The sequence below is a fragment of the Jejuia sp. G7-7 genome (genome assembly GCF_055808955.1).
The window spans coordinates 1,042,294-1,055,884 of sequence record NZ_JBVVSZ010000002.1; the positions used below are offsets into that span (position 1 = coordinate 1,042,294).

At 32.8% G+C, this 13,591-nt stretch carries 18 protein-coding genes; 5 read left to right on the forward strand and 13 right to left on the reverse strand.

Annotated elements, in window-relative coordinates:
* Positions 1-196: 196 nt before the first annotated feature.
* From AC0L5U_RS14955 to AC0L5U_RS14990, 8 genes are all read right to left on the reverse strand, one after another.
* Positions 197-1,120, reverse strand: a complete 924-nt coding sequence (locus AC0L5U_RS14955) for an SPL family radical SAM protein (protein WP_473417245.1) — start codon at positions 1,118-1,120, stop codon at positions 197-199.
* Positions 1,083-1,811: a DNA alkylation repair protein gene (locus tag AC0L5U_RS14960; RefSeq protein ID WP_473417248.1), complete on the reverse strand. Its 729-nt coding sequence runs from the start codon at positions 1,809-1,811 to the stop codon at positions 1,083-1,085. The genes AC0L5U_RS14955 and AC0L5U_RS14960 overlap by 38 nt, the downstream gene beginning before the upstream one ends.
* A 112-nt stretch (positions 1,812-1,923) precedes the next feature.
* Positions 1,924-2,526 (reverse strand): hypothetical protein, encoded by a 603-nt coding sequence (locus tag AC0L5U_RS14965; protein ID WP_473417250.1) that lies wholly within the window; start codon positions 2,524-2,526, stop codon positions 1,924-1,926.
* A 64-nt stretch (positions 2,527-2,590) separates the two neighbouring features.
* A complete protein-coding gene (locus AC0L5U_RS14970; RefSeq protein WP_473417254.1) occupies positions 2,591-3,076 on the reverse strand; it encodes a hypothetical protein in 486 nt (161 codons plus the stop codon).
* Positions 3,077-3,268: 192 nt separating this feature from the next.
* Positions 3,269-3,925: an HD domain-containing protein gene (locus tag AC0L5U_RS14975; RefSeq protein ID WP_473417259.1), complete on the reverse strand. Its 657-nt coding sequence runs from the start codon at positions 3,923-3,925 to the stop codon at positions 3,269-3,271.
* A gap of 71 nt (positions 3,926-3,996) precedes the next feature.
* Positions 3,997-4,998: an acyl-ACP desaturase gene (locus tag AC0L5U_RS14980; protein ID WP_473417262.1), complete on the reverse strand. Its 1,002-nt coding sequence runs from the start codon at positions 4,996-4,998 to the stop codon at positions 3,997-3,999.
* A gap of 12 nt (positions 4,999-5,010) precedes the next feature.
* Entirely contained in the window at positions 5,011-5,682 is a 672-nt protein-coding gene (locus AC0L5U_RS14985) for a lysophospholipid acyltransferase family protein (protein WP_473417266.1), read from the reverse strand.
* Positions 5,683-5,869: 187 nt separating this feature from the next.
* Positions 5,870-6,280, reverse strand: a complete 411-nt coding sequence (locus tag AC0L5U_RS14990) for a BrxA/BrxB family bacilliredoxin (RefSeq protein WP_473417271.1) — start codon at positions 6,278-6,280, stop codon at positions 5,870-5,872.
* 118 nt (positions 6,281-6,398) lie between these two features.
* Here AC0L5U_RS14990 and AC0L5U_RS14995 point away from each other — a divergent pair, with 118 nt between their 5' ends.
* On the forward strand, positions 6,399-7,172 hold the full coding sequence (locus tag AC0L5U_RS14995; protein ID WP_473417278.1) for a TerB family tellurite resistance protein: 774 nt from the start codon (positions 6,399-6,401) through the stop codon (positions 7,170-7,172).
* A 1-nt stretch (position 7,173) separates the two neighbouring features.
* Here the strand turns inward: AC0L5U_RS14995 and AC0L5U_RS15000 are convergent, their stop codons facing one another.
* Together AC0L5U_RS15000 and AC0L5U_RS15005 are read right to left on the reverse strand one after the other, a co-directional pair.
* Positions 7,174-7,332: a hypothetical protein gene (locus AC0L5U_RS15000; protein ID WP_473417282.1), complete on the reverse strand. Its 159-nt coding sequence runs from the start codon at positions 7,330-7,332 to the stop codon at positions 7,174-7,176.
* Positions 7,333-7,526: 194 nt separating this feature from the next.
* A complete protein-coding gene (locus AC0L5U_RS15005) occupies positions 7,527-7,934 on the reverse strand; it encodes a hypothetical protein (RefSeq protein WP_473417284.1) in 408 nt (135 codons plus the stop codon).
* A 68-nt stretch (positions 7,935-8,002) separates the two neighbouring features.
* On the opposite strand from AC0L5U_RS15005, the gene AC0L5U_RS15010 reads away from it, so the two are divergent.
* The gene (locus tag AC0L5U_RS15010; RefSeq protein ID WP_473417287.1) at positions 8,003-8,455 is read left to right on the forward strand and encodes a DUF1569 domain-containing protein; all 453 of its coding nucleotides are present in this window, start codon (positions 8,003-8,005) and stop codon (positions 8,453-8,455) included.
* Between the two features lie 101 nt (positions 8,456-8,556).
* Here the strand turns inward: AC0L5U_RS15010 and AC0L5U_RS15015 are convergent, their stop codons facing one another.
* From AC0L5U_RS15015 to AC0L5U_RS15025, 3 genes are all read right to left on the reverse strand, one after another.
* Positions 8,557-8,796 carry a hypothetical protein gene (locus AC0L5U_RS15015; protein WP_473417290.1) on the reverse strand — a complete coding sequence of 80 codons (240 nt, stop codon included), beginning with the start codon at positions 8,794-8,796 and terminating at the stop codon, positions 8,557-8,559.
* Positions 8,797-9,021: 225 nt separating this feature from the next.
* Complete coding sequence (locus AC0L5U_RS15020) at positions 9,022-9,171, reverse strand: hypothetical protein (protein WP_473417292.1); 150 nt, start codon at positions 9,169-9,171, stop codon at positions 9,022-9,024.
* Positions 9,172-9,176: 5 nt separating this feature from the next.
* Complete coding sequence (locus AC0L5U_RS15025) at positions 9,177-10,040, reverse strand: S66 peptidase family protein (RefSeq protein WP_473417294.1); 864 nt, start codon at positions 10,038-10,040, stop codon at positions 9,177-9,179.
* A gap of 68 nt (positions 10,041-10,108) precedes the next feature.
* On the opposite strand from AC0L5U_RS15025, the gene metG reads away from it, so the two are divergent.
* Genes metG through AC0L5U_RS15040 form a run of 3 tightly spaced genes read left to right on the forward strand, consistent with a single transcriptional unit; the run spans position 10,109 to position 13,559 of the window.
* Positions 10,109-12,175 carry a methionine--tRNA ligase gene (gene metG, locus AC0L5U_RS15030; RefSeq protein WP_473417296.1) on the forward strand — a complete coding sequence of 689 codons (2,067 nt, stop codon included), beginning with the start codon at positions 10,109-10,111 and terminating at the stop codon, positions 12,173-12,175.
* Between the two features lie 16 nt (positions 12,176-12,191).
* Positions 12,192-12,665: a hypothetical protein gene (locus AC0L5U_RS15035; RefSeq protein WP_473417299.1), complete on the forward strand. Its 474-nt coding sequence runs from the start codon at positions 12,192-12,194 to the stop codon at positions 12,663-12,665.
* Between the two features lie 51 nt (positions 12,666-12,716).
* Positions 12,717-13,559 carry an AraC family transcriptional regulator gene (locus tag AC0L5U_RS15040; protein WP_473417303.1) on the forward strand — a complete coding sequence of 281 codons (843 nt, stop codon included), beginning with the start codon at positions 12,717-12,719 and terminating at the stop codon, positions 13,557-13,559.
* Positions 13,560-13,591: the final 32 nt, after the last annotated feature.

The window sequence follows — 13,591 nt, forward strand, 5'->3', positions numbered from 1 at the left end:
TTATTTTATCAAACTCGGCTTTAATCGTATTCATAGGGTTTAATGACTTACAACCTTCCATATGTGTATGTGAGTGATGCGCGCCTAACGAGGAGCCTTAATCTCGCCTCATTTATTATACACCTAGTTGTTAGTTTTTTAATTTTGGAGTTCTCGATGAACTGTATAAATATACAATAAAACTCTAGAGAAGCGATTAACATACCTTGTTAGCTGCTGCTTTTAGTATATCATTATTTAGTCCATATTCTTCGCAAAGTTCATTCATTTTTTTACGAAATGCTTCACGATAATAATGAGGCATTTGGTTGTTTGTAGTAAAGAACTTTTCGTATTTTTTTATTAGTTCAGGATAGTGCTTATTTATTGCATTTAACATCAATGTTTTACTATCAGCTTTTCCGTTACCAAATAAAGTGATGGTCGCAGGGAAAACGTAGTCAATACCAATCTTTTTGAATAAAGAAAATGATTGATTCAGTTGTTCTGTCGTATCAGAGATGTATGGGATTAATGGCATCAAACATACACCTGTAAGAAATCCTTGATTGATAGTATCTTTAATAGCAGCTATTCTTTGGCTTGGTAAAGTAGCTCCTGGTTCAAATATTTTTCCTATTTTGTCTTGTATTGTTGAGAAAGAAAAGCTAATTATTACTCCTTTTTTCAGTTGGGATAAATCTGAAGGTAGAATAGCATCTCTTTCTATTTCTTTCAATAGTCCAAAATCACGTACTATCATATCTGACTTTGTAATAATATGTACTGGAAACCTGTGCTTATGAATTACTTCTAAAGCCTGCTGTGTCATCCGATATTTTTTCTCAATTTGAAGATATGGGTCAGTAACTGAGGAAAGTACTATTATTCCATATTGCTTTTTCTTTGCTCGGTTTGCCAATTGTTTATCTAATAATTCAATAGCATTTGTTTTGACAGACAAACTTTGCTCTAAGTTAAAACCATACTTACTCCCCCTTATATAGCAATACAGGCAATTAAATGAGCAACTACTATACGGGTTGAAGGTATAGTCATCTAGAAACCATTTGTCTCTTTTCTTTGTCTTGTTTAAGACAGATTTAACCTGAATTTCTTTTGGCATACTTATGTCTTTCAAGACCTATAAAAATTTTTCTTCTGAACCAATTGGACACTTTTTCTTGGTTGTGAATTTCCGAATGGTATTGTTCAATAATATCAGGGTGGAATCTTGCCGTAGTTTTTGCTGCCCAACCAATTCCTTGTCGTATTTCTTTCTCTTTAGTATTGGCCATTGTAATTAGAATTAAAAATACAGTCGCCACATTTTGCTTGTCCAATCCTTTTCTAACAGCATAATGGACTCCAGCACCCAATGACCGTAATACCCAAATCTTTGAATGCTTGGAAAGTCTTTTTATCTCAGGGATGGTTTTATCAGGGTAGTGTAACAATGCATATCCGTAGGCTCTTTCGCCAATTATATCACATACATACCAAATATTGGCTTTTGAGGTGTATTCAGTAATCTTGTCAATAGATTCCTGAAAGTGATTTTCTAGTCTATTTTGGAGCATGATGCCTAGAATAACATTACCACCCTCTGTTTTTAAAGCTTCTATTTTATCACACAATAAAATTTGCTCACTTTCTTTTATTTTTTGAGATAATTCATGTGCACAAAATTCGAGTAGAGGAAATTTTACTTTTTTGTTTAGTATTTGGTTATTAAGTTCCAATACACATGCTGATACTCCTTTTTCTTGATAGGCTGAAATACAACTATGCAGATACTCTATAACTTCAGATTTTCTAGTAACTATATGCATTTTGATAGTGATAATTTAATTGCAGCTTACGTTTTTGTGTATGGAAAATTGCGAGTGTCACACAACTAATTTAGCAAAAGGAAACCAAGTAGGCAAGTAGCAGCAATGTAGTTTAATTGATTATAATTTGAACATCCTGTTTTGGTATTGGATGTCTGAACAATCTATAAATAAAAGGCAAATTAGCTTTCCAAATTTTCAGATTATCTTGATTCTTAAATTCAATTAAGTAGTTTCCTCGCTCTGGAATGTCAAGAGTCATAATCTTTTTTGCCATTATTCCAAGTTCATAAGATTGAGCAGTCCAAGAGGTATATTGAGGATTTATTATTCTTCCATTTTTTATGTTTTTAAGAGAAAATGTAAAATCTCCAACAATTACATCCCAACCTTCAAAAGCCTTAACACTAAACATTCCTGTGTGTAGTTCTATGATTTGGTTAGAGTCACAAATATTAATTGGTAAGCCAACTTCTGAATATCTTAGGTTAGTTTCTATTATTTCAATATTGTTTGGAACTTTATTTCTTTTTAGAAACCCAACAATTTTGCTATTAGGAGTTAAATTTTCATAATGACTTTTAATATAGGGTCTAGCTCCGTCGGTAGGTTCAAATTCAGTCTGTAAATATTCTATTTCTTCATTATCTAATTCACGTACAGTACCATCATTCTCAACATAAACATATTCAAATTCTTCTTTTTTTGTGTTCAATGGAATGTGTGATTTTAATTGAAATTTCGATTTTTTCACGGTGTTAGCATACTTTTTTTATTTCTTATGGAACTACGTCAAATTTTGTCGTTCCGTTTTTGTTGAATATTATGGTCATTATTTCTCTTCCGATTTCAGTCGCTTTATCTTTATCAGCATTTAATTCAAGTTTATAAACAGGTGCTTCTTTTAATTCAGAGTAATGAGGTTTATTTCCGTAAGTCGTTTTAATCAAACTAAAGTTATTCTTATCCGAAAAACTTGTAATCTTTTCAATATAAGGTTTTTGATCTTTTGTCATAACCTCAAATTCAATATTTATTTTCCCATTATCATGAGCAAAATAAATACAATCAACTCCGTCAGATGTTATTCCGAAAAAGTCATATTCCAATTTTCCTTCTAACAATTGTGTTATAACAGATTCCAATTCCGCAAGTTGAATTTGTTTAGCGACTTGTATAATTTGACTATTTCCGTTTTTATTTTTGGTGACGAAGTATATAATTCCGATTACTACTAAAATTCCAATTATTATTCCTGTTTTCATTCGTTGTTAGGTCTTTTCTTAAATGTATGCTAACTCATTATATGAGGATAAATTTAAGATTTTATTCATGATTTTGTACTGTTTTAGAATGATTAAGAGGGGGTTTTGTTCCTCTTTTAGTGATTTTGATAATGGTTAAAAAAGTATCACTTTTTCAAATAATCCTTGTCTCAAAGTAAAATTCAATTTGTGCTAAAGGTTACCTTCCCATTCACCATAAAACTGATTTAAAAACAATTCCATAAATTCATGGCGTTGTTCAGCAAGTCTTTTACCTGTTTTGGTATTCATTTTGTTTTTTAGCAATAATAGTTTTTCGTAAAAATGATTGATGGTAGGCGCAGTTGATGATTTGTACTCTTCCTTAGTCATATTTAAATTTGGAGTGATTTCAGGATTGTAAATCGCTCTGTTTTTAAAGCCTCCATAATTAAATGTTCTAGCAATACCAATAGCACCAATGGCATCAAGTCTATCTGCATCTTGAACTACATCTAGCTCTGGCGATTTAAATTTTTGCGCTTCATACCCTCCTTTAAAAGAAATATTTTCAATAATTTGTATGACGTGCTCAATAATAGAGGAGTCTACATTCAATTTAAATAAAAACTCTCGAGCTATTTTGGGACCAACGGTTTCATCACCATCATGAAATTTACTATCAGCAATATCGTGTAACAATGCACCTAAAGCTACTATAAACGTATTAACAGGTTCTTTTTTTGCAATTAATAAGCTGTTTTTATAAACACGTTCTATATGAAACCAGTCGTGTCCGCCTTCTGCATAAGCTAAAGTTTCTTTTACAAATTGTATGGTTTTGTCTATGGTGTATTCGGAAGTATGCATTTAGTAAAAATAAAAATTCCTTTCAGGATTTAGAAAGGAATTTATTTATAATGTTTTATTTTTTTGTGTTTCTATTTTGCAACTGCTGGTGTAACCCATTTAAACTGATACGAATTTTCAGGAATCTTCATGCGTTCAGATAAACGATACATTCTGGCAGGTAACTTCATTAAATAATCTCTAGCTTTTTCAGCTTCATCATTTAACCCTGTAATTTTATCAATCTCCCAACGCTCAATTAGTTTTTGTAAAATATCAACATAATCGGTTGAGGTATAAACACCAATACGTTGTGCAGTATTTGAAAATTCTTCAAAAGCAGTACTTGTTTCTCCTCCAGATTCTCTTAAAAAGTGAGCAGGCATGGTAATTTTTTGTTTCATCATATAATGAAACGCCATCATCATTTGGCTGGGGTCTACAGTAAAAATACGTTCTACAAACTCAGAATAAGCTTTGTGGTGACGCATTTCATCACCAGAAATAATTTTACACATTTTTGATAAACGCTTATTTCCTTTTTCTTTCGCAATTTTTGCCACACGATTATGAGAAATATAAGTGGCTAGCTCTTGAAAACTGGTATAAACAAAGTTTTTATAAGGATCTCTGTCTGTACCAATATCAAAACCATCAGAAATTAGGTGTTGTGTGGTTATTTCAATTTCTTTCATATTTACACGTCCCGATAAATACAAATATTTGTTTAAAACATCGCCGTGTCTGTTTTCTTCAGCAGTCCATTGGCGCACCCATTTTCCCCAGCCATTTCCACCATTCTCAACTTGGTCTACACCTTCCACGTCCATCAACCATGATTCGTAGGTTGGTAATGCTTCTTCAGTTATCATATCGCCCACTAAAACCACCCAAAAATCATATGGTAAATCTTTAGCAAGTTCTCTAATTTCTTTGATCTCTTCAAAAAAGGCAGCATCGGTAACTTCAGAATTAGGTAAAAAATCTGTGGGTTGCCAAATACTATCAATAGGAATTAGGTATTTTTCCATTAAGGCATCTACGTCTTTTTCCAAAAACTGCATCACCTCTAATCTCTTGTTCTTTAAAGACATATCTTAACTATTTTAATGTTCTATATGTTTAGTTATAATGGATTCAATTGTATCAATTAACTCCTGCCTATTAACAAATATAGCCAATTCTAAAGGTTTATGTACGGTAAATTTTAGATGATTACCCAAGCCCATTGGGAATTTTCCATAACGCAACATCTTCCATGAATTATTTATCGTGACAGGTACAATTATCGCCGATGGGATTTTTTTAAATAAAATTTCTAATCCTTTAGTTTGAAAGCGTTTTGGTATGCCATCTTTACTTCTGGTGCCTTCAGGAAAAATAACAGCAGCATAGTTATTCTTTTCAATATATTCTCCAAATTTCATTAGAGCTGGTAATGATTGTCTCGGATTTTTTCTATCTATCAAAGCAGCACCTCCATGTCGTAAATTATAGGATACGCTTGGTATGCCTTTTCCTAATTCTATCTTACTTATAAATTTTGGACTATGTTTTCGCATATACCAAGTTAAGGGATAGATATCATGTAAACTTTGATGGTTTGTAACAATTATTAAAGGTCGGTTTTTTTCTATGTTATGCAGATTATCAAAAGAGAAACGTGTTCCTAGTATGTTTGCACATCGCATTAAAGCAAATTGTAAGGCGTATACACTTTTTTGATGCACTTGTTGTCCAAAAAGATTAAAACAAATCCATTGGATAGGATGGAACACGACTAATGTTAATCCAAAAAAATATAGTAAATAACCGATATTGGGTAGGACAAGAGTTTTACCATGATACAAAATTAACTTAATGAAACAAAAAGACATAAAAAAACCACGACAAAATCGTGGTTTAGTATTTTATTAGTCCAGTTCCCTCTTTTCTTTTTGAGAGTAGGTTTAGAAGAGAGGCTTATTAACAATGCTCGTTATAAGCATCCATTAAGTTTTCTGCAATAAGTTCAGCAGGTCTACCTTCAATATGATGACGCTCTAACATGTGCACCAATTCCCCATTTTTAAACAATGCCATACATGGCGAACTTGGAGGAAATGGAATCATTTGCGCACGAGCCGCATCAACAGCTTCTCTATCAACTCCTGCAAAAACAGTAGTGATGTGGTCTGGTCGTTTTGCATTTTGTAAACTCATTCTAGCACCTGGCCTTGCATTGGCTGCGGCACAACCACAAACTGAATTTACAACAACCAAAGTAGTACCTTCTTTTGCTAAAGCAGTATTAACCGCTTCGGCAGTTTGTAATTCTTCAAAACCAACATTGGTTAAATCCTCACGCATTGGTTTTACTAATTCTGCTGGATACATATTTTTAAATTTTAATAATTAACATTTTTGAATTACAAAGATACCAATTGTGTAACAAAATTGTGAATCAATCAACTAACAAATATTATATTTGGTCATAATTAAAATTTATACTTACATGGGGTTTTCAAAATGGATAGGAGCATCTTTAGGTTGGTCGTTTGGCGGGCCAATTGGCGCAATAATTGGTTTAGCACTAGGAAGTGTTATTGATGCAATGGCAGATGGAAAGGATAGTCCGTTTTTAGAACAAGGGCAATCTCGTGGCAGAAGAAAAACTTATAGAACACAGCCAAGACAACGCCCTCAAACACAATCGGGAGATTTTGAGGTTAGTTTATTGGTGTTAGCATCGGTAGTTATAAAAGCAGATGGTGTGCAAGACCAGCGTGAATTAGATTTTGTGCGTCAGCAGTTTTTAAATATGTATGGTAAAGAACGTGCTAATCATGCTTTTAAACTTTTTAAAGGGATTAGTAAGCAAAATGTATCAGTTCGTCCAGTATGTTTACAAATTCGTCAAATGATGGATCATGCATCGCGTTTACAATTGATGCATTTTTTATTTGGAATTGCTAAAGCCGATGGAACAGTTACTGAAGATGAAGAACGCCAAATATATACCATAGCAGGTTATTTAGGTATTAGTTCTCGCGATTACGAAAGTATAAAAGCCATGTTTTATAATAGCAGAGACAATGCCTATAAAATTTTAGAAATAGATAAAAGCGCTACCGTAGATGAAATTAAGAAAGCGTACCGAAGAATGGCAAAAAAATACCATCCAGATAAAGTGATCCATCTAGGTAAAGAACACCAAAAAGGTGCCGAAGAAAAATTTAGACAAGTGCAAGCTGCTTATGAGCAGTTGCAGAAGGAGTTAAGGTTTTAGTTTACTGAACATAATTTTTATCAATAAAATCAATAGCCTCTTGCTGTGTTAAAACAGCAAACTTTTTATAACGATTGTGTACATCAACAATTTCATCTAAAGCTTTTGTAACTAAATCTTTGTTTTTCCAAGTATTGAGATGAGCAACAACGGTTTTCAAACAACCATTTTTATAAGCAATTTGTCCTAAAACATGGATTAAAGTGTCAGAAACTCGTTTAGTTTCATCAAATTCTAATGCCTTTAATAAAGGTAAAATGTCTTGAGGGTGTGTACGACCCCGAAGCTCGATTCCATGACAAATTTCGCGTCTAATCTCTTTATCAGGATGTTTTAAATAGGTTTTTGCCCAGGCTAAAACTGGAATTGGATTTTTTCTCCCATTTTTTTAATGGATCCAATTACAGCGTTTCTAACAGAGTGGTGTGCATCAAATAATCCAGTATCAAAAAAATGCTGTACTTTTTCAAAATGAAACTTACCAATTTCGCCAGCAGCGTTTACAACAGTTTGTCTTACTTTATCAGTTTTAGAATGTAATAGTTCTTTTAAAGTTAGAAGTGTTTTTTGTTTCAATTCAGGTTTGGAGTAAAATAATTTTCCAATGGCTAAATACCCCGTTTTTCTTATATATGTGTCTTCATCTGAAAAATACTTTACAATATGTTTAGTCTTGCCTAAAGACAAATCACTTGCAATCTCTTGATTGATGTTTTCGACCAAAACGTTGCGTTCTTCTTTTGATAAATCGTAAAATGCCATGTTAAATCCTTTCAACGTAAAAATAAAATAAATAACTTGCGAAAAGTAAAATTCAGTAATCTAAAATCATGAAAAACATCTTCGACTCTAAAGAGACTAATATAGTTATTGATAGAATAAATAAATTAGAACCAGTAACACGACCATTATGGGGAAAAATGAGTGCAGACCAAGTATTGGCACATTTAAATGTAACCTATGAGATGGCTTTTGAAGACAAGCATAAAAAACCAAACGGTTTTACAAAATTGATGTTAAAGCTATTTGTGAAAAATACAGTTGTAGGAGATAAACCATATAAAAAGAATAGTAGAACGGCTCCGCAATTTTTAATTACTAATGCCAGAAATTTTGTTGAAGAAAAAGCAAGATTAACAAACTACTTAAAAAAGGCTCAAAGTTTAGGCGAAGATTATTTTGATGGTATGGAGTCACATTCGTTTGGGAAGTTGACTAAAAAGGAATGGAATAACATGTTCTATAAGCATTTAGACCATCATTTAACTCAGTTTGGGGTATAACTCTTTAATAAATAAAAAACCAACTAAACAATAATGAATAGTTGGTTTTAATTACATGTTTCATTAACTATAAAAAATGTAAACGAAACGTTTAGTACTAATTACTTACTCTTGTAAGTTTTTGTGTTATTGCCTTTATCAAAAACCATAACTAATTTCTCATCAGCGTTTAAATAAACTGATTTCAATTCCCAACCTTCTTGTTTAGAAGCGTCTAATAAACATTTCCTAACATCAGGATTGCTTAAGTTTAAATTTGAATTGATTTTGTCATCAGCATTCATGTCAACAGACAATAAAAGCATCATAGCTACGAATAATAATTGTAATTTTTTCATCATTTTTGGGGTTTTAATACTATTAATATGAGTACAAGTTTATGACGGATATCAATAATTCTTAAAAAAATAGATGTTTGAGCACTATTTACCGTTCATTTAACGGAGGTATCCATGAAAAGCGTAATTATCGGTTGAAAATACTAGTAAAAACAAGAGTTTAGTAAGTTATTTGAACTGATTTTTGTGTTTTCTGATAAAAATATAGGTAAAGAGCGTTTATGATTATTAATCCTTAAAAGCAACTTTACTTTGGCTTTGAGTTACTTCTAAATCAACAGTTTTTCCTAAAACCATAGCTCTATTATCTTTGGCATGTCCGGCATGCATATTAAAGGCAATAGGGAAATCATAATCTGCTAAAACATCTAAAATCAATTGTTCTATTGAAGATCCCCAAGGCGTGGTGTTTTTTTAATTTTAGTCATATCCCCAACAATAACCCCTGCGCATTTGTCAAAATAACCAGCACGTTTTAAACTCTGTAGCATACGGTCTATATGGTATTTGTATTCGCCTATTTCTTCTATAAACAAAATCTTCCCAGAGGTGTCAATGCTCGTTTTTGAGCCCAGCATGGTGTGTAAAATGGTTAAATTACCTCCTGTAATTGCGGCTGAAATTGTTCCTGACTTATTGTATTTAGATCCCTTTAGGGTATAGCTTAAAGGTTTGCCAAAAATTGCATTTTTGAAGCTTGTAATGGTTTCCTTGATGGTATCAGGGTCATCCTGTAAGCTGGTGCATAGCATGCCGTGAATGGACTGGACTCCTAAATTGGTAACCTCACTAAGAATTGCAGTAATATCAGAATACCCAATAATCCATTTTGGGTTTTGTTTGAATTTAGTCCAGTCAAGTTTATCCAAAACTCTAACACTTCCATAACCGCCTCTTGCACACCAAATAGCACTAATTTTAGGGTTGTCTAGTGCATTTTGAAAATCTTCACAGCGTTCATCGTCCGTTCCTGCAAAATGACGCCCTTGATTGAATACATGCTTGCCAACAATAGTATGTAACCCCCAACTTTTCATCAATGCTTTTGCTTTATTGATTTCGGTTTCTCTGTTTTTTAGAATTCCTGCGGGTGCTACAATGGCAATAGTATCGCCAGTTTTTAAATATGGAGGCTGTTTTAAACTCATTTCTTGTTTAGATAATGCTTTATTTTGTGAAAAAGCTATTTGATTTCCGAAGAAAAAAACAACACAAAACAAGCTAAAAATTAGTAGGTTTTTTGACATAATGTAAATGTACATTTTTTTCTAAAACCCTTACAAATTGTGTATTTTTACGCCTTAATTAAAGATTGATGAGTAAACCTAAAAGATATACCATTACCACCGCGTTACCTTATACAAACGGTCCCATTCATATTGGTCATTTAGCAGGTGTTTACGTTCCAGCCGATATTTATGCGCGCTATTTACGATTAACAGGTAACGATGTGGCGTTTATTGGTGGAAGTGATGAACATGGAGTGCCTATTACAATTAAAGCAAAAAATGAGGGTGTATCTCCTCAAGATATTGTAGATAAATATCATGCAATTATTAAAAAATCATTTGAAGATTTTGGGATTACTTATGATAACTATTCGCGTACTTCTGCGCCAATTCATCATGAAACCGCTTCCGAATTCTTTAAAACATTAAATGGAAAAGGCGAGTTTATTGAAGAAACTTCAGAGCAATTATATGATGCTGAAGCGAATCAGTTTTTAGCAGATAGGTTTGTAATTGGAACATGTCCCAAATGTGGCAATGAAGAAAGTTATGGCGACCAATGTGAAAATTGCGGTACTAGCCATAATGCTACAGATTTAATCAATCCGAAATCGGCAATAACAGGAAATGTACCCACTTTAAAACAAACAAAACATTGGTTTTTACCTTTGGATAAGCATGAAGGCTTTTTAAAAGAGTGGATTTTAGAAGGGCATAAAAAAGACTGGAAGTCTAACGTATACGGCCAAGTAAAATCTTGGATTGATGATGGATTACGTCCAAGGGCAGTAACCAGAGATTTAGATTGGGGTATCCCAGTTCCAGCAGAAGGAGGCGAAGGGAAAGTGCTTTACGTTTGGTTTGATGCGCCTATTGGGTATATTTCGTCAACCAAAGAATGGGCAGCACGCGAAGGAAAAGATTGGGAACCGTATTGGAAAGATAAAGACACGAAGCTAGTACACTTTATAGGAAAAGATAATATTGTATTCCATTGCATTATATTCCCAGCAATGTTAAAAGCCGAGGGTAGTTATATTTTACCTGAAAATGTACCAGCCAATGAATTTTTAAATTTAGAAGGTAATAAACTATCAACCTCAAAAAATTGGGCGGTTTGGTTACCAGAATATTTAGAAGATTTCCCAGGTCAGCAAGATGTGTTACGTTATGCATTAAATGCAAATGCTCCAGAAACTAAGGATACCGATTTTACTTGGAAAGATTTTCAAGCGAGAAATAATAACGAGCTAGTAGCCATTTTCGGAAATTTTATAAACCGTGTTGTTGTTTTAACCAATAAATATTACGAAGGTATTGTTCCAGAACCTTCTGAGTTTTCTAAAGTAGATGAAGAAATTTTAGCGGCAATTAAAGCATATCCAGATGTTATTGCAAGCTCTATTGAGCGTTACCGTTTTAGAGAAGCTGGTCAAGAACTCATGAATTTGGCACGATTAGGGAATAAATATTTAGCAGATGAGGAACCTTGGAAAGTGATTAAAGTTGATGAAGCTAGAACAAAAACGATTATGTATGTTGCACTTCAAATAGCTTCAGCTTTAGCAACGTTGAGTGAGCCTTTTTTACCTTTTACTTCTGCTAAATTAAAAGGAATTCTTAATGTCTCGTTGAGCGCAGTCGAAACGTCTTGGAATGATGTAAACACAAAAGAAACGTTATTACCAGCTGGACACCAAATAGGAAAAGCAGAATTATTATTCACTAAAATTGAAGACGCAACAATTCAAAAACAATTGGACAAACTAGAAGCAAGTAAAAAAGCCAACGAAATAGCCAATGCAACGGTGGAACCTCAAAAAGACACCATTACTTTTGAGGATTTCACCAAATTAGATATCAGAGTAGGGACTATTCTAGAAGCCGAAAAAATGCCAAAAACTAAAAAGTTGTTGAAACTAAAAGTTGATACAGGTATCGATACAAGAACAATCGTGTCTGGTATCGCTGAAAGTTTTTCTGCCGAAGAAGTTGTTGGAAAGCGTGTTACTGTTTTAGTAAATCTTGCACCAAGAGCTTTACGAGGTGTTGAAAGTCAAGGGATGATTTTAATGACTGAAACTCCTGACGGTAAGTTGGTGTTTGTGAATCCTGATGATGCTGAAATTGGGAATGGGTTGCAGGTGAGTTAAATTTAAGAAGTTAATTATGGAAGAATCTGATTTAACAGAAAATAAATTTGAAGAATTTGATAATAAAATAAATGAAAGGAGAAGGAAATTACTGCCTTGGTGGATTAAATTTTTCTGTTGGGTTTTTATGCTTTTCGGAGTTCTTGCTTTTGTTTGTTTAATTCTTGGGTTCATAAATATAAAACCTGCTTTAGCTTTTTATGGATTTGAAACAAATGAACCTTTCTCTTTAATAGGACTTTTGGTAATTTCTATTGGACTTCTTAAAGGATTTACAGCTTATGGGCTTTGGTTTGAGAAAGATTATGGAGTAAAATTAGGCAAGATAGATGCTATAATTGGGATTGCGTTGTGCGTTGTTTCTATGGTAGTTTTACCCTTTTTTCAAGAAGGTTTTAATATATCTATTAGATTAGAATTAGTGTTATTGATACCGTTCTATATAAAGTTAAAAAAGATTCAAAAAGAGTGGGATTTTAGAATGGAATAATAATAGTATTTATGAGGTGTAAGTTTTTGTTTTCTTGTAGACTAACCTCACATGCAAAAAACATTCAAAGAGTTTTCAACTAACGCTATCCTGAAAATAGGAAACGAAGAACTTCTAGAATCTTATAAAATAGCAAAACAACCAGATTTATATACTTTTATTAGAACGTCTGATTCTAAAGCCGAAATTATAGTAGATAGCATTCCGTATACTATTGAACCTAATAGTATTTTGGCTTTAACAACAGTACAATATTTTCAATTTATTTCTGGAGAAGGTTTAGTGGTGTATCAATTCAATAGAGAGTTTTATTGTATTAAAGATCACGACCAAGAAGTAAGTTGTGCAGGATTGTTATTCTTTGGGAATGTACATATCCCTATAATTGAATTAGAATTAAAAGAAAGCAGAAAATTAAATATTCTGCACGAAGTATTTTTAGATGAATTAGAAACTAAAGATACGATTCAGGCCGAAATGCTACGTATGCTAATGGCACGTTTCATTATTATAAGTACACGATTATTAAAATCAAAAGAAGGCTTTGTTGAAACTACCAAAAACAAAAAAATAGATTTGTTACGTGAGTATAATATGTTGGTGGAGTCTCATTTTAAAACCGAACATAGTGTATCGTTTTATGCAGATAAATTATTCAAATCTCCTAAAACCTTATCAAATACATTTGCAAAATTAAATACAAGTCCGCTTCAAATTATTCATGAGCGCATTATCCTTGAAGCTAAACGCTTATTAATCTATACCGATAAAACAGCTAAAGAAATTGCATACGAAGTTGGCTTTGAAGATGCGTCACACTTAAGTCGATTATTTAAAAAACACACTACATTATCTCCTTCAGATTTCAAAAAACAGCTTAAAAAAATATTTTAGGGAAAAATCGACAAGTCCTAAGGCAATCTTAC